At 45.5% G+C, this 22,067-nt stretch carries 27 protein-coding genes; 16 read left to right on the forward strand and 11 right to left on the reverse strand.

What is annotated here, in order from left to right; translation table 11 throughout:
• The first annotated feature begins 42 nt into the window (after positions 1-42).
• From soxB to mnmH, 10 genes are read left to right on the forward strand one after another with little or no spacing between them, the layout of a single operon-like run.
• A complete protein-coding gene (gene soxB, locus ICN25_RS08275; RefSeq protein WP_255536731.1) occupies positions 43-1,773 on the forward strand; it encodes a thiosulfohydrolase SoxB in 1,731 nt (576 codons plus the stop codon).
• Positions 1,774-1,796: 23 nt separating this feature from the next.
• Entirely contained in the window at positions 1,797-2,222 is a 426-nt protein-coding gene (locus ICN25_RS08280) for a DsrE family protein (protein WP_216181304.1), read from the forward strand.
• Positions 2,223-2,246: 24 nt separating this feature from the next.
• A complete protein-coding gene (locus ICN25_RS08285; RefSeq protein ID WP_255536732.1) occupies positions 2,247-3,179 on the forward strand; it encodes an MBL fold metallo-hydrolase in 933 nt (310 codons plus the stop codon).
• Between the two features lie 60 nt (positions 3,180-3,239).
• A complete protein-coding gene (locus tag ICN25_RS08290) occupies positions 3,240-3,554 on the forward strand; it encodes a hypothetical protein (RefSeq protein WP_255536733.1) in 315 nt (104 codons plus the stop codon).
• A gap of 21 nt (positions 3,555-3,575) precedes the next feature.
• Entirely contained in the window at positions 3,576-4,697 is a 1,122-nt protein-coding gene (locus tag ICN25_RS08295; RefSeq protein WP_216181317.1) for a YeeE/YedE family protein, read from the forward strand.
• A 24-nt stretch (positions 4,698-4,721) separates the two neighbouring features.
• Positions 4,722-5,159: a YeeE/YedE family protein gene (locus tag ICN25_RS08300; RefSeq protein ID WP_216181320.1), complete on the forward strand. Its 438-nt coding sequence runs from the start codon at positions 4,722-4,724 to the stop codon at positions 5,157-5,159.
• 3 nt (positions 5,160-5,162) lie between these two features.
• Positions 5,163-5,594 carry a DUF6691 family protein gene (locus ICN25_RS08305; protein WP_216181323.1) on the forward strand — a complete coding sequence of 144 codons (432 nt, stop codon included), beginning with the start codon at positions 5,163-5,165 and terminating at the stop codon, positions 5,592-5,594.
• Between the two features lie 58 nt (positions 5,595-5,652).
• The gene (locus ICN25_RS08310; RefSeq protein ID WP_216133300.1) at positions 5,653-5,997 is read left to right on the forward strand and encodes a TIGR01244 family sulfur transferase; all 345 of its coding nucleotides are present in this window, start codon (positions 5,653-5,655) and stop codon (positions 5,995-5,997) included.
• A gap of 17 nt (positions 5,998-6,014) precedes the next feature.
• Positions 6,015-6,434: a thioesterase family protein gene (locus tag ICN25_RS08315; protein WP_216181326.1), complete on the forward strand. Its 420-nt coding sequence runs from the start codon at positions 6,015-6,017 to the stop codon at positions 6,432-6,434.
• Positions 6,435-6,442: 8 nt separating this feature from the next.
• A complete protein-coding gene (gene mnmH, locus ICN25_RS08320; RefSeq protein ID WP_216181329.1) occupies positions 6,443-7,516 on the forward strand; it encodes a tRNA 2-selenouridine(34) synthase MnmH in 1,074 nt (357 codons plus the stop codon).
• On the opposite strand, the gene ICN25_RS08325 is transcribed toward mnmH, so the two are convergent.
• A complete protein-coding gene (locus ICN25_RS08325) occupies positions 7,513-8,691 on the reverse strand; it encodes an acyl-CoA dehydrogenase (protein ID WP_216181332.1) in 1,179 nt (392 codons plus the stop codon). The genes mnmH and ICN25_RS08325 overlap by 4 nt on opposite strands.
• A gap of 95 nt (positions 8,692-8,786) precedes the next feature.
• On the opposite strand from ICN25_RS08325, the gene ICN25_RS08330 reads away from it, so the two are divergent.
• Together ICN25_RS08330 and ICN25_RS08335 are read left to right on the forward strand one after the other, a co-directional pair.
• Positions 8,787-9,497, forward strand: coding sequence for a queuosine precursor transporter (locus ICN25_RS08330; protein WP_216181335.1), 711 nt, complete (start codon positions 8,787-8,789; stop codon positions 9,495-9,497).
• Between the two features lie 102 nt (positions 9,498-9,599).
• On the forward strand, positions 9,600-11,207 hold the full coding sequence (locus ICN25_RS08335; RefSeq protein ID WP_216181338.1) for an ABC-F family ATPase: 1,608 nt from the start codon (positions 9,600-9,602) through the stop codon (positions 11,205-11,207).
• On the opposite strand, the gene ICN25_RS08340 is transcribed toward ICN25_RS08335, so the two are convergent.
• From ICN25_RS08340 to ICN25_RS08375, 8 genes are all read right to left on the reverse strand, one after another.
• Positions 11,204-11,458: a DUF1289 domain-containing protein gene (locus ICN25_RS08340; RefSeq protein ID WP_216181340.1), complete on the reverse strand. Its 255-nt coding sequence runs from the start codon at positions 11,456-11,458 to the stop codon at positions 11,204-11,206. The two genes, ICN25_RS08335 and ICN25_RS08340, sit on opposite strands and share 4 nt — an antisense overlap.
• Positions 11,455-12,627 (reverse strand): GNAT family N-acetyltransferase, encoded by a 1,173-nt coding sequence (locus ICN25_RS08345; RefSeq protein ID WP_216862894.1) that lies wholly within the window; start codon positions 12,625-12,627, stop codon positions 11,455-11,457. Before ICN25_RS08345 ends, ICN25_RS08340 begins: the two co-directional genes overlap by 4 nt.
• A gap of 14 nt (positions 12,628-12,641) precedes the next feature.
• Positions 12,642-13,028 (reverse strand): lactoylglutathione lyase, encoded by a 387-nt coding sequence (gloA, locus tag ICN25_RS08350; RefSeq protein ID WP_216133293.1) that lies wholly within the window; start codon positions 13,026-13,028, stop codon positions 12,642-12,644.
• Positions 13,029-13,117: 89 nt separating this feature from the next.
• Positions 13,118-13,912, reverse strand: coding sequence for a peptidylprolyl isomerase (locus tag ICN25_RS08355; protein ID WP_216181343.1), 795 nt, complete (start codon positions 13,910-13,912; stop codon positions 13,118-13,120).
• A gap of 52 nt (positions 13,913-13,964) precedes the next feature.
• On the reverse strand, positions 13,965-14,249 hold the full coding sequence (locus ICN25_RS08360) for a BolA family transcriptional regulator (protein WP_216181346.1): 285 nt from the start codon (positions 14,247-14,249) through the stop codon (positions 13,965-13,967).
• Positions 14,246-14,794, reverse strand: coding sequence for a septation protein A (locus ICN25_RS08365; RefSeq protein WP_216181348.1), 549 nt, complete (start codon positions 14,792-14,794; stop codon positions 14,246-14,248). Before ICN25_RS08365 ends, ICN25_RS08360 begins: the two co-directional genes overlap by 4 nt.
• Positions 14,795-14,820: 26 nt before the next feature.
• Positions 14,821-15,234: a peptide-methionine (R)-S-oxide reductase MsrB gene (gene msrB, locus ICN25_RS08370; RefSeq protein WP_216181351.1), complete on the reverse strand. Its 414-nt coding sequence runs from the start codon at positions 15,232-15,234 to the stop codon at positions 14,821-14,823.
• Between the two features lie 18 nt (positions 15,235-15,252).
• Positions 15,253-16,719, reverse strand: a complete 1,467-nt coding sequence (locus ICN25_RS08375) for a YdiU family protein (RefSeq protein WP_216181354.1) — start codon at positions 16,717-16,719, stop codon at positions 15,253-15,255.
• A 55-nt stretch (positions 16,720-16,774) separates the two neighbouring features.
• Here ICN25_RS08375 and ICN25_RS08380 point away from each other — a divergent pair, with 55 nt between their 5' ends.
• Positions 16,775-17,257 (forward strand): PaaI family thioesterase, encoded by a 483-nt coding sequence (locus ICN25_RS08380; protein ID WP_216181357.1) that lies wholly within the window; start codon positions 16,775-16,777, stop codon positions 17,255-17,257.
• Between the two features lie 21 nt (positions 17,258-17,278).
• On the opposite strand, the gene ICN25_RS08385 is transcribed toward ICN25_RS08380, so the two are convergent.
• Together ICN25_RS08385 and ICN25_RS08390 are read right to left on the reverse strand one after the other, a co-directional pair.
• Positions 17,279-18,136 (reverse strand): NRDE family protein, encoded by an 858-nt coding sequence (locus ICN25_RS08385; RefSeq protein ID WP_216181360.1) that lies wholly within the window; start codon positions 18,134-18,136, stop codon positions 17,279-17,281.
• A 26-nt stretch (positions 18,137-18,162) separates the two neighbouring features.
• Positions 18,163-19,170 (reverse strand): folate-binding protein YgfZ, encoded by a 1,008-nt coding sequence (locus ICN25_RS08390; RefSeq protein ID WP_216181375.1) that lies wholly within the window; start codon positions 19,168-19,170, stop codon positions 18,163-18,165.
• A gap of 55 nt (positions 19,171-19,225) precedes the next feature.
• Here ICN25_RS08390 and mltG point away from each other — a divergent pair, with 55 nt between their 5' ends.
• From mltG to ICN25_RS08405, 3 genes are read left to right on the forward strand one after another with little or no spacing between them, the layout of a single operon-like run.
• Positions 19,226-20,266 carry an endolytic transglycosylase MltG gene (gene mltG, locus ICN25_RS08395; RefSeq protein WP_255536734.1) on the forward strand — a complete coding sequence of 347 codons (1,041 nt, stop codon included), beginning with the start codon at positions 19,226-19,228 and terminating at the stop codon, positions 20,264-20,266.
• Positions 20,267-20,271: 5 nt separating this feature from the next.
• Positions 20,272-20,910 carry a dTMP kinase gene (gene tmk, locus ICN25_RS08400; protein WP_216181381.1) on the forward strand — a complete coding sequence of 213 codons (639 nt, stop codon included), beginning with the start codon at positions 20,272-20,274 and terminating at the stop codon, positions 20,908-20,910.
• Complete coding sequence (locus ICN25_RS08405) at positions 20,911-22,056, forward strand: DNA polymerase III subunit delta' (RefSeq protein ID WP_255536735.1); 1,146 nt, start codon at positions 20,911-20,913, stop codon at positions 22,054-22,056.
• Positions 22,057-22,067 lie beyond the last annotated feature (11 nt).

Genomic DNA, 22,067 nt, shown 5'->3' on the forward strand with positions numbered 1-22,067 from the left:
GATCTAAACAGGCCGAAAGGCCTGTTTTCTTAAGGAAATACTATGTCTTTGAATCGTCGTGAGTTTTTGCAAGCATTGGCTATCGCATCTGCTGGTGGTATGAGTTTGCAATCTAATTTTTCTAGCGCACAAACTACTGCGCAAAAATTTTATGACTTGCCGAAATTCGGTAATGTCCACTTTCTGCATTTCACAGATTGTCATGCGCAACTCCTGCCAATCTATTTCCGCGAACCTAACGTTAACTTAGGTATTGGTGCCCAAGAAGGCAAGACACCGCACTTGGTGGGCGAGTACTTCCTCAAGGCTAACGGTATTGCAGCAGGCACACGTGATGCTCATGCATTCACTTATTTAGATTATGTGGCTGCTGCACAAAATTACGGCAAGATGGGTGGCTTCGCCCATATGGCAACCTTGATTAAGCAAATTAAATCAAGCCGTCCAGGCGCATTGCTATTAGATGGTGGTGATACATGGCAGGGCTCCGGTACGGCGCTTTGGACTAATGGTCAGGATATGGTTGACGCAGCCTTGCTGTTGGGTGTTGATGTCATGACTCCTCACTGGGAGATGACTCTTGGTGAGAAGCGCGTTATGGAAATCGTCAATGGCGATTTCAAGGGCAAGGTTTCTTTTGTTGCCCAAAATATTAAGACCGCAGACTTTGGTGATTCTGTATTTAATCCCTACGTAATGAAAGTGCAAAACGGGATTCAAGTGGCCATCATTGGTCAAGCATTCCCGTACACGCCAATTGCCAACCCACGTTACTTCACTCCTGACTGGACATTTGGTATTCAGGAAGAGAATCTTCAAAAAACAATTAATGAAGTGAAGGCCAAGGGAGCAAAGGTTGTCGTATTGCTTTCGCATAACGGTATGGACGTTGATTTGAAGATGGCATCACGTGTAAGCGGTCTTGATGCAATCATGGGAGGACATACGCATGACGGTGTACCAATTCCAGTCAAGGTGAAGAATTCCGGTGGCTTCACTTTGGTTACCAATGCAGGCTCAAATAGCAAGTTCTTGGGCGTGCTGGATTTTGATGTGAAGGGTGGCAAGCCAGTAGATTTCCGCTACAAACTCTTCCCAATTTTCTCCAATATGATTCCGGCTGATCCGGCTATGAATAAGCTAATCGCTAAAGTTCGCGCTCCATACGAGACAAAGTTGAATGAGAAGTTAGCAACTACAGATGGTCTCTTATACCGTCGAGGTAATTTCAATGGCAGTTTCGATCAGTTGATTTTGGATGGTTTAATGGCTCAAAAGAATGCAGAGATTGCATTCTCTCCAGGCTTCCGCTGGGGTACCAGCTTATTGCCAGGTCAGGCTATCACCCGCGAGAACCTATTAGATCAAACTGCTATTACCTATCCATACACCACAGTTACGAATATGACTGGTGAGACTATCAAGACCATTCTTGAAGACGTTGCAGATAACTTGTTTAACCCTGACCCGTATTACCAGCAGGGTGGTGACATGGTTCGTGTCGGTGGTATGCAATACACGATCGACCCTGCAGCATCTGCAGGTAAACGCATTAGCGATATGCGTTTGAATGGTAAGGACATTGACCCAAGTAAGACTTATAAGGTCGCCGGTTGGGCTCCGGTAAGTGAAGAGGCTAGAAATGCTGGTGGTGAGCCGATCTGGGATGTAATTGAGCGTCATTTACGTGATGTGAAGGTTGTGAAGGCTGTGAAGCTAAACGAGCCAATCATTAAAGGCGTAAAAAATAACCCCGGAATGGTTTCAATCTAATTATTACTAATCAGCGATACATCATGAAAAAATTACTTCAGTGCCTCATAGCTTCTTTAGCTTTTTTTACTTTAGCTGCTCATGCTGCAGGTCCCACTGAAGTGGTTTATCACATTGATGATGCGGAGACTCAAGGCATTAAAGGTCTACGTAATATCCGCAATCATTTGGATGTATCCCCACAAACCAAGATCATTGTTGTTACTCATGCCAATGGGGTGGACATCATGATGGAAGGTGCAAAAGATAAGAAGAATGGAATTGAATATGCACCCCTAGTTGGCGCATTGAAGTCTCGTGGTGTTCGTTTTGAGGTCTGTGAAATTACCTTAAAGAATCGCAATCTCAAGAAAGATCAATTTATTCTCGATACTGACTTCACGCCATCTGGGGTTGTTCGTGTTGCTGACCTTCAGTACCAAAATCATTTCGCTTACATAAAGCCTTAATTTTTAGCTGTGATGGCCATTCAGATGCGATCGCTTCTCCTAGGCGCCTTCTCACTTTTCTTTTTTGTAACCACGGCTTTTGCTGCGGATGATTTAATTCTTAAGCCTATCCAGGTGGCGCCACACACTTATTTCGTGCAAGGCTTTGCAGAAATGGGTAACAGCAAGAATCAAAATTTCATTTCCAATGCGGGTTTTGTAATTACACCTAAGGGTGTAGTGGTTGTTGATGCATTAGGTTCGCCGGTTCTCGCAAAAAAGCTCATTGCTGAAATTAAAAAGATCACGCCTCAGAAAGTTGTCGCAGTCATTGTGACTCACTACCATGCCGATCACGTGTATGGTCTGCAAGAGTTTAGAAATATTGGCGCAAAGATTTATGCGCAAGGCGAGGGCAGAAATTACCTCTCATCTGAAACCGCAAAGCAGCGACTAATTGCTTCCCGGATTGATTTCGCCCCTTGGGTTAATTCCTCGACTAAGTTAACGGGGGCTGATGTATGGATAGATCAAAGCTATACGCTGACAGTCGGGGGAATTGAATTCAAGATCGGGAGGGTAGGCCCAGCTCATGCTCCGGAAGACTTGATCATTTACGTTCCATCAGAGAAGGTGCTTTTTGCTGGAGATTTAGTATTCCGAGGTCGCATTCCTTTTGTGGGCAATGCGGATAGTAGGGGGTGGTTGCATGCTTTGGATGAAATTCAGGCATTAAATCCCAGTACCGTGATTCCGGGTCATGGCGCCTATTCAACAAATCCAACCGAAGATATCCGCTTTACTAGGGAATACTTGAAGTATTTACGTGAATCAATGACCAAATCGGCTGTCAATATGGATCCTTTCGAGGATGCCTATAAGCAGACAGATTGGTCAGAATACGAAGGAATGCCCTTATTTAGGGCTGCAAACCGTATGAATGCCTATAACGTTTACCTCTCGATTCAGGCGGAATAGGGCAGATTTGTCATCTGGGCTTTAAAATAGTCGTTTACTTCGCTAAATGACTGATTTCAAATGAAATTACCACTGATTAAGCTTGGCTTTTCTATCATTGCTCTTTTCGGGCTGCATTTGTCCGCTTACGCCACGCCGGATCTTGCAAACGGTAAGAAGATTGATCAGCAGAAATGCTACGCCTGCCACGCTAAGAAATCTGGCTTTGGTAATGGCGATATGATCTATACGCGCAGCGACAGCAAGGTTAAAAATCTCCAGAATTTAAAGTCGATGGTAGCGATGTGTAATACAGAGGTCCGCCTCGATCTTTTCCCAGAGGATGAGGCAGATGTCACAGCCTTTCTAAATAAACAGTTTTATAAATTTAAATAATTTCAGTAAAGAATTTTGATTATGGATGCGGTAGATATTTCCTCCCTTAGCAAATCAGTTTTGCTTGCTACTTTTGCAATTACCTTTTTGCTTGGTGCGGTTATGCAGAAAACTGGTTTTTGCAGCATGGGCGCAGTTTCAGATATTTTTATTATGTCTAGCTGGGGTCGCTTGAAGCAATGGTTCCTGGCTATTGGTGTTGCTATTGTTGGTTTTGCTCTGATGTCTTATGTTGGCTTGATTGATCCATTAAAGAGTATGTATACCGGCAGCAAGTTCTTGTGGCTATCTACCATTGTGGGTAGCACGCTATTTGGTTTCGGTATGGTGCTTTCCTCTGGTTGTGGAAGTAAAACTCTAGTTCGCATTGGCGGCGGCAATCTGAAGTCCATCGTTGTGTTTATGGTTCTCGGCCTCTCCGCATACATGACTATGAAGGGCTTTCTCGGCGTCATTCGTATCAATACACTGGATTCTGTTTTCATAGCCCTAAATACACCGCAGGATTTGCCAAGCATTCTGAGTCCAGTCACTGGCATTGCTCGAGCTAACTTACATTTAGCTCTCGGATTAATAATTGGTTTCGCTTTTATTGCATACGCTTTAGCTAGCAAGGCTTTTTGGACAGCGGAAAATTTGTTTGCCGGCATATTTGTTGGTCTCGCTATTTGCGCTGTATGGTGGGTGTCTGGTAGCTTGGGCTATGTTGCCGAGGATCCAAATACTCTAGAGGAGGTCTTCCTGGTTACCAACTCTGGTCGCATGGAGAGCCTTTCTTTCGTTGCGCCTTATGCCTACTCCTTGGATTGGTTAATGATGTACAGCGATACCTCCAAGGTCATTACTGTTGGTATTGCCGCAGTGATTGGGATGATTACAGGTTCAGCATGTGTTTCTGTATTCACCAAGTCTTTTCGTTGGGAGAGCTTTCGCAATACCGAAGATACCGCCAATCACTTAGTTGGTGCTACCCTCATGGGCTTTGGCGGCGTGACAGCACTTGGTTGCACTGTAGGCCAGGGCTTGAGCGGAATCTCCACCTTGGCGATCGGTTCAATACTTGCCTTACCTGGATTTATCTTCGGCGCATATTTGGCTCTGCGTTATTTAGAGTCCCGCAATGCACCTAATCCCTGCAGTTAACCCTTTTTTATTAAGATTAATCACATGCAGATAGATTGGTTAGCTTTTACACCCGGCCCCGCATTTCTCGGTGGAATGCTATTGGGTATTGCAGCAGCCTTGTATGTCATTCTGCATGGTCGCATCCTTGGTATCAGCGGAATAGTTTCTGGTCTGCTTACGCCTAAAGAGGATGATGTTAATTGGCGCTTGAGTCTCGTATTAGGATTGTTGAGCGCACCGTTTTGGGCAAGCTTGTTACTCGATTTACACGCAACAACGGTAATTGATGCAGATTGGCTGGCCATCATCGTTGCCGGACTTCTAGTTGGCTTTGGTGCTAACTATGGTTCGGGCTGTACCAGTGGTCATGGTGTTTGTGGCTTGTCCCGTTTATCCCCAAGATCTTTGGTGGCCACTATCTCTTTTATGACTGCAGGATTTCTTACAGTCTTTGTCATTCGTCATGTGTTAGGTCTATAAACCATGAGAAGACATTTCAATTTCTATAGTCAGTATTTGATTGGTGTTTTATTCGGTATTGGCCTGATCATTTCCGGCATGAGTAATCCCCAAAAGATTCTCAATTTTCTTGACCTTGCTGGTAATTGGGATCCATCTTTGATGTTTGTGATGGGCGGAGCAATTCTGGTTGGCTTAGGCGGCTTTTATTTGGTCTCTAAGCTTACGGAGGCTTTTTTTGGTGGCGCTCTCCATATCCCCACCAGAAGAGATATTTCCAAGCCTCTCGTCATTGGTAGTCTGATTTTTGGTGCAGGGTGGGGTATTGCTGGATTTTGTCCTGGACCCGCAATTGTTGCTCTTGGGGCGGGTCACCTTAAGGCTTTAGTCTTTATAGTGGCGATGCTTGCTGGCATGGCTATTTGCAACCGCTTTTTTACGGGCCACAAAAAGTAAGTCTGATTTAGAATCTAAGTAATTAGTTTTTAATACTTTTTTACTTTTTGAGGTCTAAATGAGTCTTCCTATTGCTTGCCATACCGATCAATTCGGTACGCTCGGTCAAATCGACCCAAGTCACTTAGCTGAGATCGTTAAACAGGGTTACAAAAGCGTAATCAATAATCGCCCTGATTTTGAAGGTGGCCCTGATCAACCTACTAATGCACAAATTCAGGCGCAAGCTGAAGCACTAGGCTTGAACTACGCTTATTTGCCAGTGATACCTGGTGCATTTACACAGGATCAAGTTGTTGAGATGGCGCGTTTGTTAAAAACTATGCCTGGTCCCATATTGGCCTTTTGCCGCTCAGGTGCCCGCTCTACTAATTTGTATCAAATGGCACTACAAGTTCGTTAATCTTTCATTAAGAACTTATGCGCATTGAGATTCCGGAAGAGAAAAAGTTTGTTCATCAAATGAACATGCCAATTCGTTGGGGGGACATGGACGCATTTGGTCACGTCAATAATACGGTGTACTTTCGTTACATGGAGCAGGCTAGGGTGGAGTGGATCACTTCCCTTGGTTATAGCGTTGCCCCTGGCGATGAATCTATGTTGATGATGAATGGTTTTTGTAATTTTCATCAACAGCTTTCTTATCCTGGCGAGCTGATACTAAAGACGTATATCGGCAATATTGGACGATCAAGCTTAGATGTCTACACAACTATGGCGTTGACCACTGAACCCGATACGATGGCTGCGGTTGGCGGCGCTACTATGGTGTGGGTGGATTTGAAGACCGGTAAATCATCACCTTGGCCAGATCACGTGATCAATAAGCTGCGCTAGGACATTATTTGCAACCTAGCAATCCACATATTCTTAGCATTGATAAATTAGCATCTTCTTTAAATGAGTTTGATGCCATTATTGATGTTCGCTCACCAGCTGAATTTGCTTTAGATCATATTCCTGGCGCCATTAATCTGCCCGTATTGAATAATGAAGAGCGCATTGAGATCGGCACTCTTTACAAGCAAGTATCGCCATTTGCCGCTAAGAAATTAGGCGCAGCCTATGTCTCTCGCAATATTGCCAATCATTTAGAAAATTCTTTGATCGATTTTCCGAGAGAGTGGCGTCCTTTGATTTATTGCTGGCGTGGTGGTGAGCGTAGCGGCGCCTTTACCCATATCCTCAATCGTATTGGCTGGAAAGCCATGCAGCTACAAAGCGGATATCAAGGATTTCGTCGCGTTGTGATTGATGGGCTTGATCAGGCTGCTAAAGATTTTTCTTTTCAAGTGATTGCCGGAATGACTGGTAGCGGGAAGACTCGCATCCTCCAGGAAATTGGTTTGCTTGGGCAGCAAATACTTGATCTCGAGGGTTTGGCTATTCACCGCGGTTCAGTTCTTGGTAATGAGCCGAACATTGAGCAGCCTTCACAAAAAGGTTTTGAAACTAATCTGTGGAATGCGCTAAATAAACTGGACCCAAGCAAGATTGTCTTTGTAGAGTCTGAAAGTAAAAAGGTGGGTGGCTTACATATTCCGGATCCATTAATGGAGCGGATTCGTGGGGGTCAATGCATTGAACTTCGTTCAAGTACCGCTACGCGTGTTTCATGGCTTCTGCGTGAGTACCGACATTTTTTATCTAATCCCGATAGCTTTAAGCAAAAGCTTGGCTTGTTAACATCGCGTTATGGCAAGGTTCAAATTGCCAAATGGCATGAGGCGATTGATGGGGGAGATTTTGAGAGTTTGGTTGAAGAGTTATTGGTGATGCATTACGACCCATCGTACCAATCTTCAATCGTTCGTAACTTTCCGAGCTATCGCGAAGATCACTTCGCACAACTTGAAAATGATAGTGATGAAGCTTTTGCAAAAACTGCAAAAGACCTCATCACCAAACTTGGTCTTTAACTAAAAGCCTGAATTCCAGTTTGTGCACGACCCAAAATCAGGGCGTGAATATCGTGCGTACCTTCATAGGTGTTGACGACTTCCAGATTGAGCATATGACGCACTACGCCATATTCATCTGAGATACCGTTCCCACCATGCATATCCCTAGCTAAGCGAGCCACATCCAAGGATTTTCCGCAGGAGTTACGCTTCATCATAGAAGTAATTTCTGGAGCGGCGATTCCCTCATCTTTCATGCGGCCTAAACGTAGGCATCCTTGAAGAGCTAGTGTGATTTCAGTTTGCATGTCAGCAAGTTTTTTCTGGATCAGCTGATTGGCGGCGAGAGGACGATCAAATTGCTTGCGATCCATCGTGTACTGACGTGCGGCATACCAACACCACTCAGCAGCACCAAGGGTGCCCCAGGCGATGCCATAACGTGCTGAGTTCAGACAAGTGAACGGGCCTTTGAGGCCAGTAATTTCTGGGAATTCATTTTCTGCTGGAACAAATACTTCATCCATCACGATTTCACCAGTAATAGAGGCGCGTAGACCCATCTTGCCGCTGATCTTGGGTGCAGATAGACCCTTCATACCTTTTTCTAAGATAAAGCCTCTAATCAAGCCCTCATCGTTTTTCGCCCACACAACAAATACATCTGCAATTGGGGAGTTGGAGATCCACATCTTCGAGCCGGTGAGCGAGAATCCGCCCGGAACTTTTTTGGCTCTGGTGATCATTCCGCCTGCATCTGAACCATAGTTAGGTTCGGTCAAACCGAAACAACCAATCCATTCACCGGTAGCTAACTTTGGGAGGTATTTCTGTTTCTGAGCTTCGCTACCAAATTCATTGATAGGCACCATGACTAAGGAGGACTGCACACTCATCATGGAGCGGTAACCAGAATCCACGCGCTCAATTTCACGAGCGATTAAGCCATAAGAAACGTAATTGAGGTTTGCGCCACCGTATTGTTCGGGAATAGTGATTCCCAAAAGACCTAACTCACCCATTTCACGGAAGATGGAAGGATCAGTTGTTTCGTTACGATAGGCATCATGAATGCGCGGCATGAGACGGCCTTGAGCATACTCAGCGGCAGCATCACGCACCATGCGCTCATCCTCTGTCAGCTGGGTGTCGAGGAGTAGGGGGTCTGCCCAGTTAAAACTAGCTTTACTCATGATTCTTAGTCGTCCTATCTTAGTCTTTGGTATGCACCCTGTGAATTTTCAGGAATGCAGATATTCTTGTTTCTATTATCCATTTTTCTAGCCTTATGGACGCACCTAGACGTCACCATCGTTACTACGACCTGATATTGGCAGCCTTTGTCGTAGCCCTGCTGTGCTCCAACTTTATTGGCGCCGGTAAGGCTGCATCTTTAGATCTTCCATATTTTGGCAATGTGACCTTTGGGGCTGGGATTCTCTTTTTCCCGATTGCCTATTTCTTTGGCGACATTTTGACCGAAGTGTATGGCTATGCCTATGATCGCCGTGCAGTTTGGGCTGGTTTTACGGCTTTGGCCTTTGCAGCCATCATGGCTCAACTAGTCATTGCTTTGCCTGTAGCACCTGGATCCTATATGGCTAATTACCAGCAGGGCATGGAAACGGTCTTTGGTAATTCGTGGCGAGTTGCCCTTGCCTCAATGATTGCTTTTTGGTGCGGTAGTTTTGTTAACAGCTATACCCTCGCCAAAATGAAGATTTTGACCCAGGGGCGCTATCTGTGGATGCGTACGATCGGGTCTACAGCCAGCGGGGAACTGGTGGATTCATCGCTCTTCTATATGCTGGCTTTTTACGGCCTCTGGCCCTTGAATGAGGTTCTGGCTGTCGCAGCCTCTCAATATGTCCTGAAGACCGCCTGGGAGGTTCTAGCAACTCCTTTAACGTATTGGGTAGTGGGTTTTCTGAAGCGCAAGGAAAATCAGGATCACTATGACGTTCATACCGATTTCACGCCATTTAAGCTAAAAGTCTAATTTACGGCTTTTTTAGGCGCAAGCCGTTAAAATAACGGTCTTTGATGCAAAACCTGCATCCGCACCCTCGTATTTGACCTATCAGAAAGTAAGAACACATCCGTGCTGTCAGCATCTAATATCACTATGCAGTTTGGGGCAAAACCCCTGTTTGAAAACATCTCCGTAAAGTTTGGCGGCGGTAATCGCTATGGCCTGATTGGCGCTAACGGTTGCGGTAAATCCACCTTCATGAAGATTTTGGGTGGAGAGCTTGAGCCAACCAGCGGAAACGTGAGCTTAGATCCTGGTATTCGCTTGGGTAAATTGCGCCAAGACCAGTTTGCGTATGAAGATGTTCGCGTACTTGATGTGGTGATGATGGGTCACGAAGAGATGTGGAAAGCCGCAGCTGAACGCGATGCTATCTACGCTAATGCAGATGCGACCGATGAAGATTACATGAAGGCTGCTGAGCTCGAAGGTAAGTATGCAGAATACGGCGGCTATACCGCAGAGGCAAAAGCAGGGGAGTTGTTGTTAGGTATTGGCATTCCAATTGAGCAACACAATGGCCCAATGAGTGCTGTAGCCCCAGGTTGGAAGTTGCGCGTATTGTTAGCGCAAGCCTTGTTCTCTGATCCAGATGTGCTCCTTTTAGATGAGCCAACCAATAACTTGGATATTCACTCCATTCATTGGCTCGAGGACATTCTGAATCAAATTAAGAGCACGATTGTCATCATCTCCCATGATCGTCACTTCCTTAATGAAGTATGCACGCATATGGCTGACATGGACTTTGGAACACTGAAGGTATATCCAGGCAATTACGACTCCTACATGCTGGCCTCCGTTCAAGCAAGAACACAGCAACTCAGCAATAACGTTAAAGCTAAAGAAAAAATTGCTGAATTAGCGGCTTTCGTAGCACGATTCTCTGCAAATGCATCGAAGGCGCGTCAAGCCACTTCACGTCAAAAGCAGTTAGAGAAAATTGAGATTGTTGAAGTAAAGCCGTCTTCACGCCAGAATCCATTTATTCGCTTTGATTCTGAGAAGAAGTTGCACAACATGGCTGTTGAGTGCAATGCACTGACTAAAGCCTATGACCGCACCATCTTCAAAAACTTTAAGCTAGGTGTTCGTGCCGGTGAAAAGATTGCCATCATTGGTCAAAACGGCGCAGGTAAGACAACACTATTAAAAACTATCTTGAGCAAACGCTTTGATGGAATTGCCGCTGATAGTGGTGATGTCAAGTGGGCAGAAAATGCCTCTGTGGGCGTGATGCCTCAGGACAATACCGAGATGTTCGCAAAAGACGAATTGCTCATGGACTGGATGAATAACTGGCGCAATACAGGTGACGATGATCAAGTAATTCGTGGCACTTTAGGTCGTTTGCTTTTCTCTGGCGATGATATTGGCAAGTCCGTCAAAGTGTTATCTGGTGGCGAGAAGGGCAGAATGATTTGGGGCAAATTGATGCTTCAAAAATATAACGTTCTTGCAATGGACGAGCCAACCAACCACATGGATATGGAATCGATTGAGAGCTTGCAGATCGCTCTTGAGAAATACGAAGGCACTTTAATTTTCGTATCCCATGATCGCGAGTTTGTTTCCGCTTTGGCTAATCGCATCCTCGAAGTGAAGATGGATGGAACAATTGCTGACTACTCCGGAACTTATGAAGAGTATTTGCGTAGCCAAGCTTTAGCTGGCTAAGTATTCTCTTTGGCTTGACGTTGGAATCGCATTGCAGTGCCATCGGCACGGATGCGTTTCCAGACTGAATCTTTTTCTTCCTGACTAAAAAATACCCAATTACTGACCTCGCCTAGAGTGCGACCACAGCCCTGACAGATTTCGTCATACAGAGTTGTGCAAACTCCAATGCAGGGTGAGTCAGAGGCATCGTCACCAACCGCTAAGGAATTGGCTCCTGATTGCTCCGGTGAGTTGTTGGATGAAGTCATGGCAGTACTTTAGACGATTTCAGGGGAATGTGTTGCTCAAGCTCATCAACATACGCTGCCATACCCTCATGTTCACGCTCTAAGAAGCGCTTCACCGCATTGGAGAAACCTGGATCTTCAATCCAATGGGCGGATTGAAGGGTGGTTGGTAAAAATCCTCTGGCCATCTTGTGCTCGCCCTGAGCACCACCTTCAAATATCTCAATACCTTCTTTGATGCAATATTCAATCGCCTGGTAATAAGCCAATTCAAAATGTAGACATGGAATATGCTCAATAGCGCCCCAGTAGCGACCATATGCTTTTGAAGTCAATCGATCCACTACAAGCAATGATGATGCTATGGCTTTGCCATTCTGTGAAGCAATGATGAGATGGAAATTCTCAGGCATGCTGCTACCAAGCAACTGAATGCATTCTTCCGTCAAGTATGGTGAAGAGCGGTGCTCGATATAGGTGTTTTCATAGCAGCGATAAAAGAAGGTCCAATCATCAGGAGTTGCAATCGATCCGGGAACATGGCGATAGCTAATCTGATGATTCTCTACAGCAGCACGTTCTCGCCGAATATTCTTACGGCGCTTCATCGTTAAGTCGGCAAGAAATTGCTCAAAATCTTGGTACCCAGCGTTATGCCAATGGAATTGAACAGAATCGCGGAGCATGAATCCTAGCTTCTTGAGTGCATCGAGTTCGCTAGCCTCTGGGAAAAGAACATGTGCAGAGGAGAGCGCATTTTGCTTTACTAGCGTTTTCAAGCCCGAGACTAAGGTATGTTGAATAGCCCTTTTATCTGCACTTGCTGACACAAGAAGTCTTGGTCCGCGAACGGGTGTAAATGGAATTGCAGATAGCGCTTTTGGGAAATAAGACATACCGTTCTGTTCATAAGCCTGAGCCCATGCCCAGTCAAAAACAAATTCACCATAGGAGTGTTGCTTGAGATAGAGGGGCATTGCCCCAAGAAGTCTTGAGTTTGAATCCTCGACTATGAGATGGGCTACTTGCCAGCCGGTATTACCCCCTACACATCCAGTTAGCTCTAAAGTATTTAGGAACGCATACTTTAAGAATGGTCCAGCATCAGGCGAAAGTAATGCATTCCAGTCAGCCTCAGCAATTTCTGAAAGGCTTTGAATTATCCGAAGTTGGATGGCATCTTGGTTCAACGGAAGAGAAAAAATCAGTCCTGAATTATCTCAATCTTGTAGCCATCTGGATCGGTAACGAATGCGATGATGGTATCCCCACCCATTACTGGACCCGCTTCGCGAGTCACATTACCGCCTGAGGCCTTGATCTTCTCGCAGGCAGCATAAGCATCAGGAACACTGATTGCAATGTGACCATAAGCAGTACCCAAGTCATAGCTATCAACACCATGGTTATAGGTCAACTCAATCTCAGATTGCCCATCGGCATTTCCTTTGCCAAAGCCCACAAATGCCAAAGAATATTTCTGCTCTGGACGCTCGGTTGTGCGCAGCAGGTTCATTCCTAATACTTTGGTATAGAAATCAATGGATCGAGTCATATTGCCGACTCTAAGCATGGTGTGTAGGATCATCATGGTTCAAATATAAAGGTAAATGTAGTTTCCCGTTGGGCATGAAAAAACCCAGGGGTTGGCCTGGGTTTGTTAGCTAGAGCGGCTTTGCTTTACTGAATCTTTGCCTTAGCGCGAAGCTTTTGCATTAACTCAGAGAATTTTGCTTTTTGCCAATTTTGATCTGCGGTAATCATTTGCTTTAGCTGGTCTTTAATTTCTTCCATGCTAGGCGCCTTCACATCACGAACATCATCCAATTTAATAATGTGCCAGCCGTATTGAGTCTTGACTGGCTTGTCAGTAACTTGACCTTTTTTGAGCTGGACCATCGCTTTGGAAAATTCAGGCACGAGCGCTTTGTCGCTTACCCAGCCAAGATCGCCACCATTAGGAGCGGAACCTGGATCTTTTGACTTCTCCTTGGCAATTTGCTCAAAGTTACCGCCAGCTTTAATTTGCGCTGTTATTGCTTTCGCATCAGCTTCTTTTTCAACCAGAATATGTTCTACGTGATATTCCTTGCCTGTGTACTGACCCTTAACTTGTTCGTAAGCGGCTTTCAATTCAGCTTCAGCAACACCTTCTTTTTCAACATAGTCTTCAAAAACTGCCGCAATTAAAATGCCCATTTTTGATTGCTCAAGCTGCTCGCGAACTGATTCCTTCTGCATCACGCCACGATTATTGGCCTCCTGCAAAATGAGCTCACGCGTGACGAGCATTTCTCTTGCCTGATCTCGCACTTGCGGGTTATCAGGTTGATTCGATTTTTGAACCAATTTATCGAGTTGCGCTTTAGGAATAGCTTTGCCATTAACGATGGCTGCATTTTGTGCATAAACAGCAGATGAGAGAAGTGCAGCGGCAAAAGCGCTGACAGTCAAAATTTGGCGTGTGTTCAACATGGGATGAGAAATAGAAGTATGTGTAAAAAGGAAATCTTAATGCAATCTGGGGCTAATTGGTGCTTTCACTAGGTGTGAATGCCAAGATAGTAAGGGCATGGATGGCAGCAGGGAAGTGCTTATTTAAAGCGGCATAGATCGCTCTGTGGCGAGCTACCTTGCTCATTCCTTCGAATTCTGGGGCTACGATGGTGAGCTTAAAGTGCCCGCCACCAGAGGCGGCTCCGGCATGACCTGCATGGAGATGGCTTTCATCTTTAATATTCAACTGGGTTAACCGAAAGGCCGACCTTAGATCTGCCTCAAATAAGGCAATTCGATCTTGATTGATGCTCATTCTGCAGGGTGCTCCATGTGGCGACTGAGCCAGACACCTTGAAGGATGACGAAAATCACTAGCAACCCTGTACTACCAAATAGCTTGAAGTTGACCCATGTTTCCTCTGAATATTCAAAGGCTATGTAGAGGTTGAGGGCACCCATAAAAAAGAAGAATGTTGCCCAAGCCATATTTACTTGATGCCACACAGATTTAGAGCTGCGCTCCTTGAGGGTAATTTGCTTCCCCATCAAAACTTGAATCCAATTCTTTTGGAAGAATTGCGCGCTAATAAATAGGGCGCCAGCGAATAACCAGTAAAGAGCGGTTGGCTTCAGTTGAATAAAGGTTTTGTCATGCAAGAAGATTGTTAGGCTACCAAAAACTAAAATCATAGCCAGACTGACCCATTGCATTGCATCTATTTTGCGATGTCGGTAGTACACCCACAAAATCTGACCGATGGTAGCAACCATGGCTACGATAGTTGCGGTATAAATATCGCCGAATTTAAAGGCAATAAAAAAGAGAATGATAGGGAAGAGGTCGAATAGAAATTTCATGCAGTGATTATCCAGCTATTTCAAAATTATTTGGCTTTATTGGGGGTAGCATTCTCAGAGGGCTCAAATTTCAAGGACGCCGAATTAATGCAGTAGCGCAGCCCCGTAGGCTGTGGACCATCATCAAAAACATGTCCTAAATGCGCATCACATTCGGTGCAGCGCACTTCGGTGCGAATCATCCCATGTGAGCTATCCCGAATTTCAGTAATTGCCGCATTGTTTTCTGGTGCGTTATAGCTTGGCCAGCCGCAACCCGCATCAAATTTAGTGGAAGATTGAAATAATGGCGTATCACAACAGATGCAGCGATATTGGCCAGCGTTCCAGTGATCCCAATACTCGCCGGTAAAAGGCCTTTCAGTAGCTGCCTCACGCGTTACGCGATATTGAATATCGCTTAGTGAGTTTTTATATTCTTGATCAGTTTTTTTAGTCATGGTGGTGAAGGTATTTAGTTATGAGGAGCAGCTAACTGCAGTGGCTTGCATATCGACAGGCGGCGGCTTTGAGTAATGCTCAAATGCTTCTTGTTCATCAAACGGATGCATGAGTATCTGTTGCAATGTTTGAACTTCGGAAAAATCATCTTGCTGGGCTTTTTCAATAGCGGCCTGGGCTAAATGATTGCGTAGGATGTACTTTGGATTGACTTGGTTCATCAAACCTTTTCTTTCTTCATCGCTTAAGGCTTCAGATTGAAGTCTATCGATGTAATCGGCAAACCATCGGTCAATGTTTTCACGATCGATAAATTCATTTCTCTGCATGATCTCTATCGGCTTGGACTCTTTCTTGAGATTGCTGAGGCCCCGAAAGAAATTAGTGAAATCTACCTTTGAGTCATGCATCGCTTGTAGAAGACGCTCAATTAATACAGTGTGAGTATCCTCCACTGAATGTAAGCCTAATTTTGAGCGAAATAGCTGTTGCCACTCTTTTGCATAAATGACTGGAAATTCTTCAAGTGCGGAGCGGAGAAGGTCTTGAGATTCTTCTGCGGAATGATCTAACTCTAGCAATGGGAGCATTGCGCTGGCAAGGCAGGCCATATTCCAATGCATGATTTGTGGCTGGCGGTGATAAGCATATCGACCACCATGATCACTATGATTGCAAATATGATCGATTTGAAAGTGATCTAAGAAGCCAAAAGGCCCATAGTCGATAGTAAGACCTAGCACGCTAATATTGTCGCTGTTTAAAACGCCATGACAGAATCCCACTGATTGCCACTGAGCAACCAATTTTGCATTTCGAGCGCTAATCTCTTTGAATAGATCTAGATAAGGTTCTTTGCTGGCAAGACACTCTGGATAGAATTCAGCAATCAGTAAATCAGCTAATTCTTTCAGACGCACAATATTTTGCAATGATGCAAAGTGCTCAAAGTGTCCAACCCGAATAAAGCTTGGGGCAATGCGAGAGCAGACTGCTGCAGTTTCCATGGTTTCTCGCCTAACGGCTTGCTTCGATCCCACTAATGCAAGAGCTCGACTGGTAGGAATTCCAAGAGAATGCATTGCTTCACTACATAAGAACTCGCGAATAGACGATCTCAAAACTGCTCTGCCATCCCCCATTCTGGAATAGTGAGTTCTACCGGCACCCTTTAACTGGAGCTCGAGATTATTGATGTCTCCAAGCAGGATGGCGCGACCATCACCCAGCTGTCCCGCCCAAGAGCCAAACTGATGGCCGCTATAGACTGTAGAAATTGGGTTTGAAAATGTCAACTCTCCAGCATTGAGTTGATTTCCTGCGAGTACATCTAGCCACTCAGGGTCTTTGGGAAAGTTATTCCCCCCAAGCTCCACCCCAATGAGCCCAGCGACAGAAGGTGAAAATGCCACCCAATAGGGATTCGGTAGTGGAGTAGGTGGGGTAGGCTGACAGACATCATCGCCACGAAGATTAAAAGGCATATTTTGTATTCTATGGGTAATTCACAAGCGTCGCAGAAGCCTCTAAAATGACCCTATGACAAATAAAGTACAACTGAATGCGGCAACTCAGCTTGCCAATCTGGGTGAAGAGCTCAATGTTCCCTTTTTAAAACTCCTTGGTGTGCGTCTGATTAGCGCCGAGATGGGTAAAGGCGAAATACTCCTAGCCCTTAAGCCTGAACACACCAATACCTGGGATGTGGCCCATGGCGGCGTATTACTTACTCTGATGGACGTTGCTATGGCCGTGGCTGCGCGTTCCAGTGATCCTGGCGATCGCAGCGTTGTAACTGTGGAGATGAAGAATAATTTTATGCAGGCTGCCAATGGCATCCTGAGGGTAAAGGCGGATACTGTGCGACGTACAGCTACGATGGCCTTTTGTGAGGCTAAGCTATATAACGATCAAGGTGAGATCTGCTGTATGGCAACAGGTACATTCCAGTTTCTAAAACGATTGGCTACTAAAGATGCAAATGGTGAGAGAGTAGTGAACGAGGACTCGCGTCAGAAATAAAAATTTAAGCGTATTGATTACTTAAACGGAGAGGTTTGATCCTGGAGCAGCGCTGAGCTCTCCAGTAACAACATCGTGACCCACGGTGCCATTCGCATCAAAACGTCTTTCTACCATCTCAAACTGGCCATCCTTGCGAACACGCAAAATGGTACTGGAACGCGTTCCGTAAGAGGGTGTCTTAATGAATGCGGCAGATAAGGCTTTCTCCCAATCCGGACTCACACCAGTATTCGGCAGTTCTTGAGGGCTTGCCTCATGCGCATCTGCCAATACACGCAAATAGTGATCTGCGTTTTTAAGTTGCCCACTATCCATTGCTAATGTTTGAGCAAACGCTGCTACTCGATGATTCACTTTGGGCCATGGCGTATCCAGCATGGCATTCGATAGCCCGTAGACTCCAGGACTCAGTGCTTGCTCGGGAAATACTTTTCGAGGGCGAATATTTTGACCCATCATGAGGCGATTACTAACCCAGTGCATTTCTGCATTCTCTGGATCGCTGAGATCTGCCATCAATAGATTGAAACCGTTGTACTGTTCAAATCGTTTTGCATTTTCTTGTATGTATGCATGGGGTTTGTGCTGGCCTGTGAGATAGCGAAGACTTAACTCTCCACGTGTTCTTGCGTCGGGATTCTTTTCGCTGGGTGCCCTGACATTGGTGAGGGCAGCAAAGCGGCCGGTCTTGGTAAAGCCAAGCCATGTTCCGGGGCTGCCCAATACATCCGCTTTATCTTTTCCTGCTAAGACGTGAGGGTGTTCTGACCACCATCCCATTGGATCAGTATCGCGCTCATAAAATTCATCTCGATTCGCTGCCACTACTAAAGGGTAGTCTGGGTGTGATTTCCAGGCGAAGAGAATTAGGCACATAACAAAATAATTGGTACGGTAAAAAATTAAATTTCTATTAAAGGGTAGGGCAGTTGGTCTATTTTTAACACAGGGCCATTGCTTATGGCTAGGTGAATTTGTCCTGACTCAAGAGCGTCTAACTTGCACTCCACCTGAAGATCAATCCGATCGGGATGGCTTGGGTTGCCAGCGGCTAGGACCACCATACCGCATGGTTGACTAGCATCAGCATCATGGAATAACTCCACACCAGGCTTTGCGAGATCTAAGGACGATTCACTTGCTGCAGTATGTGCGAGTTGCAGTCGGCGCTTGACTACTCCACGATATTGACTCCGAGCAACGATCTCTTGACCCGGGTAACAGCCTTTTTTGAAATCCACGCCAGCAACCGATTCAAAATTAATCATCTGTGGAACAAACTGTTCTTGGGTGGCCAGAACAATACGCGGGATTGCACTCAAGACCTCTAAAGAATTCCACTGTAAGAGGGCGGCCTCATCAATGGTGGATGTATTGCCATCAACCTTCCTCTTTGCAATCAGAGTGCGTTGAAAGGAGTGTCCTTGAGCAAGCGCATCAGGCATTCGCAATGCGAGAGCATCGCTGGGTAGGGCGATCGATTGCTCGCCTTGTGTGTTTTGATAGGAAGCAAATACATCCCAGTCGTTCGAAGCATCCAATACTTTTACCTTTGAGCGTAGCACGTACATCGCCAATCGTTTAGCAGTGCTCGCTGCAATATCTCTAGAGATGAAAAGGGCGAAACGATCATCGGAATCTGCTGACTCCGGAAACAAGGCAAGCCAAGCGCTGGCCAAAAGCCGTCCTTTGGGACTGCAGTAACCAACTAGGCGAACAGCTCCAGGACCTTGGGCGGTTTCACCTGAAAGAGTTCGTTTTAGACTGAGTACGGAATTACTTAATTGGCCCTGTAGCAAAGCTGCAGCATCGGGACCCTCAACTAGGATCAAGCCCCAATTGGTTAGGGTGGTTAGTCCGTGATTTAGGTTAGTAGAAGGCATTAAGGTGTTTTCTGGGCTTTGGGTCATGTGCTTTTATCATAGCTCGATGAGCAGAAAATTTCAGAGAAGAACTCTTTTTACAATGCATTCAAATGGTGGGGCATGGAAATCCTATGCACTCTACTTGGCTAGCTTTCTTATTCTTATGTATGGAGCCATCTTCTTATGGCCAGTTGTGCCGGCCGCATCGAATATTCCAGGGGGTTATGCCTACAAAGTTAAGATCGCCCCTCAATCAGGACTATCGGCCATTTCAAACCAGTTATCTGAGCAAGGTGTATCCACTAATCCGCTAACTCTACAGATTGCAGCAAGAGCACTATTTGTTGGCTCCAGGCTTAAGCCAGGCACCTATCTATTGGCGCCCCGTACAAGCTTAGGGAATGTTTTGTTGCAAGTTGCCCGTGGTGACCGAGTTAGGGAGAGCGTAGCCATTATTCCCGGCATGACTATATGGCAGTTGAGAAGCCTAGTAGATAGCCATCCAGCCCTGATTCATCAAACCAAGGGGATGAGCTCTAAGGAATTACTTCAGGCTATTAACCTTTCTTATCCTGGCGATGAGGGTCTTTTCTATCCAGATACCTATATTTTTGATCCAGACGACTCAGATATTTCCATTTACCGTAGAGCATCCCAAGCCATGCAAAAACAGCTGGCAATAGCCTGGGAGCAAAAAGACGCTACTTCGCCATTAAAAACTCCATACGAACTCCTCATTTTGGGGTCTATCGTTGAAAAAGAGACGGGGAGATCTAGCGATAGATCCCTGGTTGCAGCGGTTTTCGTTAATCGCCTTAAGATCAATATGCCACTTCAGACCGATCCAACCGTGATTTACGGTATTGGGCCTAAATTTGACGGCAATCTTAGAAAAGCGGATTTGCGTAAAGACAGTCCCTACAATACTTATATGAACAAGGGTTTACCGCCAACGCCAATAGCAATGCAGAGCAAGGAATCACTCCTTGCCGTGATGCATCCAGCGAAAAGTGATGCTATTTATTTTGTCGCCCGTGGTGATGGCAGCAGCCATTTTTCCAAAACCTTAAAAGAGCATGAAAATGCTGTTGATCAATTTCAACGCAAACGCAATTTAACCACTAAATCGAATTCACAGTAATTCTTATGACAACTCCATTTCCAGGTTATTTCATTAGCTTTGAAGGCATCGATGGGGCAGGGAAGAGCACGCATATTGACTCCTTTGCCAAGCTGTTAAAAGAACGCCACCCAGATCGTGATGTTGTTATGACAAGAGAGCCGGGTGGCACTCAGTTAGGTGAACAACTACGCGCCTTATTGCTTGATGCCCCCATGAATCTAGAAACCGAAGCGTTGTTGATGTTTGCTGCACGTCGGGAACATATTGCGCAAGTAATTGAGCCGGCACTAAAGGCCGGAAAGATTGTTATCTCCGATCGCTTTACGGATGCTAGTTTTGCTTATCAAGGCGGTGGTCGTGGCTTAAGTCTCGAGAAGTTAAATGATTTAGAGCGTTGGGTGCAGGGTCGTCCAGATGGCTCTTTACTGCAACCTAATCTCACCTTCTTATTTGACTTGCCCGGTTCCGTTGCTGAGTCCAGAAGATCCAAGGTGAGGGCGCCAGACAAGTTTGAGAAGATGGATTTAGATTTTTTTGAAAAGGTTCGCCAGGAATATCTCCGCAGAGCAAAGGCGGATCCAAAACGCTTTTATTTGGTAGATGCCACCCGTACGCCAGATGTGATTTGGAATGATCTTGAATCATTGGAGATTAATCTGTAAATGGTTGATCTGATGTTTCCGCATGAGTCCGCGAAAAAAATAGCTCCTTGGTTGGAATCTGTTTGGGATGGAATGAATTTGTCTTCATTCCCCAATGCGGTTCTGATCCATGGCCAATCCGGCATTGGCAAGTTCGAGTTTTCTATTGAATTAGCTAAGGCGCTTTTATGTGAGGCTTCTGAAGGTACAAAGCCCTGCAATCACTGTGAGGCTTGCAGGTGGTTTGACTCAGCCAATCATCCAGACTTTATTGCGCTTGTCCCTGAAACACATCGCAAACTTTTGCCTCATGGTGACTTTGATTCTGAATCTGACTCACCCAAAAAATCAAAGACGAGTCAAGTTGATAGCGATGGTGATGCACCTGAGAAAAAAGAGAAGAAAAGTATTTCAATTGAAGATGCACGAAGTGCAATTGAAGGTCTTTCGATTGGGACGCACCGCGGAGGCAATCGCGTCATCTTAGTTTATCCATTAGAAATGCTCAGGGCAGACTCTGCAAACACTTTGCTTAAATCCCTTGAAGAGCCGCCAAAAAATACGATTTTTATTTTGCTGGCTGATCGTCTCGATCGAGTTTTGACAACCATTCGATCACGTTGTCGTTTGTTATCAGCGCCACGTCCAGATCGAACCAGTGGATTGAATTGGTTGCGTAATCAACTCAACTCGATTCCTGGTATGAAAATTAGTGATGGTGATATTGAATCCATTTATGACGAGCAGGGTGGGGCACCCTATGCCGTTTTGGATTCGTTAATTGCACGTCACAATAAAGATGAAAAAGATGAGCTCACCATTGCAATTCAAGCATCGCGTTATTTATTACAAGCCATGTCGCAGGGCGCTCGGATTAACTGGTTAGATGCAGCTGATAAGACGCAAAAAGCACGTTATTCGGTCTTGCTAGCTACGATGCAGCGCTGGGTCTCCGATCTACAAAGTTGCGCTCAAATGGGTTCGCCTCGCTATTACCCGAAACATGAAACGGCGATTAAGGCTCTCGCTCAACAAGCTCGCCTTCCCAAGCTACTTCGTTTCTGGAAGTCCTTGATACAGGCGCGCCGTCATGAAAATCACCCTTTGGCCACCCGCATTCAGCTCGAAGCCTTGCTTTCTCAATACCAACAGGTATTTGAAGACTAAAATGGCGAGTC

Origin of the sequence: Polynucleobacter sp. 80A-SIGWE (assembly GCF_018882295.1) — a bacterium.
Taxonomy (GTDB): domain Bacteria; phylum Pseudomonadota; class Gammaproteobacteria; order Burkholderiales; family Burkholderiaceae; genus Polynucleobacter.

Coding starts and splice junctions, on each gene's coding strand:
- soxB (WP_255536731.1), top strand. CDS start 43: ATGTCTTTGAATCGTCGTGAGTTTTTGCAAGCATTGGCTATCGCATCT.
- ICN25_RS08280 (WP_216181304.1), top strand. CDS start 1,797: ATGAAAAAATTACTTCAGTGCCTCATAGCTTCTTTAGCTTTTTTTACT.
- ICN25_RS08285 (WP_255536732.1), top strand. CDS start 2,247: ATGCGATCGCTTCTCCTAGGCGCCTTCTCACTTTTCTTTTTTGTAACC.
- ICN25_RS08290 (WP_255536733.1), top strand. CDS start 3,240: ATGAAATTACCACTGATTAAGCTTGGCTTTTCTATCATTGCTCTTTTC.
- ICN25_RS08295 (WP_216181317.1), top strand. CDS start 3,576: ATGGATGCGGTAGATATTTCCTCCCTTAGCAAATCAGTTTTGCTTGCT.
- ICN25_RS08300 (WP_216181320.1), top strand. CDS start 4,722: ATGCAGATAGATTGGTTAGCTTTTACACCCGGCCCCGCATTTCTCGGT.
- ICN25_RS08305 (WP_216181323.1), top strand. CDS start 5,163: ATGAGAAGACATTTCAATTTCTATAGTCAGTATTTGATTGGTGTTTTA.
- ICN25_RS08310 (WP_216133300.1), top strand. CDS start 5,653: ATGAGTCTTCCTATTGCTTGCCATACCGATCAATTCGGTACGCTCGGT.
- ICN25_RS08315 (WP_216181326.1), top strand. CDS start 6,015: ATGCGCATTGAGATTCCGGAAGAGAAAAAGTTTGTTCATCAAATGAAC.
- ICN25_RS08325 (WP_216181332.1), bottom strand. CDS start 8,691: ATGAGTAAAGCTAGTTTTAACTGGGCAGACCCCCTACTCCTCGACACC.
- ICN25_RS08330 (WP_216181335.1), top strand. CDS start 8,787: ATGGACGCACCTAGACGTCACCATCGTTACTACGACCTGATATTGGCA.
- ICN25_RS08340 (WP_216181340.1), bottom strand. CDS start 11,458: ATGACTTCATCCAACAACTCACCGGAGCAATCAGGAGCCAATTCCTTA.
- gloA (WP_216133293.1), bottom strand. CDS start 13,028: ATGATGATCCTACACACCATGCTTAGAGTCGGCAATATGACTCGATCC.
- ICN25_RS08355 (WP_216181343.1), bottom strand. CDS start 13,912: ATGTTGAACACACGCCAAATTTTGACTGTCAGCGCTTTTGCCGCTGCA.
- ICN25_RS08360 (WP_216181346.1), bottom strand. CDS start 14,249: ATGAGCATCAATCAAGATCGAATTGCCTTATTTGAGGCAGATCTAAGG.
- ICN25_RS08365 (WP_216181348.1), bottom strand. CDS start 14,794: ATGAAATTTCTATTCGACCTCTTCCCTATCATTCTCTTTTTTATTGCC.
- msrB (WP_216181351.1), bottom strand. CDS start 15,234: ATGACTAAAAAAACTGATCAAGAATATAAAAACTCACTAAGCGATATT.
- ICN25_RS08375 (WP_216181354.1), bottom strand. CDS start 16,719: ATGCCTTTTAATCTTCGTGGCGATGATGTCTGTCAGCCTACCCCACCT.
- ICN25_RS08380 (WP_216181357.1), top strand. CDS start 16,775: ATGACAAATAAAGTACAACTGAATGCGGCAACTCAGCTTGCCAATCTG.
- ICN25_RS08385 (WP_216181360.1), bottom strand. CDS start 18,136: ATGTGCCTAATTCTCTTCGCCTGGAAATCACACCCAGACTACCCTTTA.
- ICN25_RS08390 (WP_216181375.1), bottom strand. CDS start 19,170: ATGACCCAAAGCCCAGAAAACACCTTAATGCCTTCTACTAACCTAAAT.
- mltG (WP_255536734.1), top strand. CDS start 19,226: ATGCATTCAAATGGTGGGGCATGGAAATCCTATGCACTCTACTTGGCT.
- tmk (WP_216181381.1), top strand. CDS start 20,272: ATGACAACTCCATTTCCAGGTTATTTCATTAGCTTTGAAGGCATCGAT.
- ICN25_RS08405 (WP_255536735.1), top strand. CDS start 20,911: ATGGTTGATCTGATGTTTCCGCATGAGTCCGCGAAAAAAATAGCTCCT.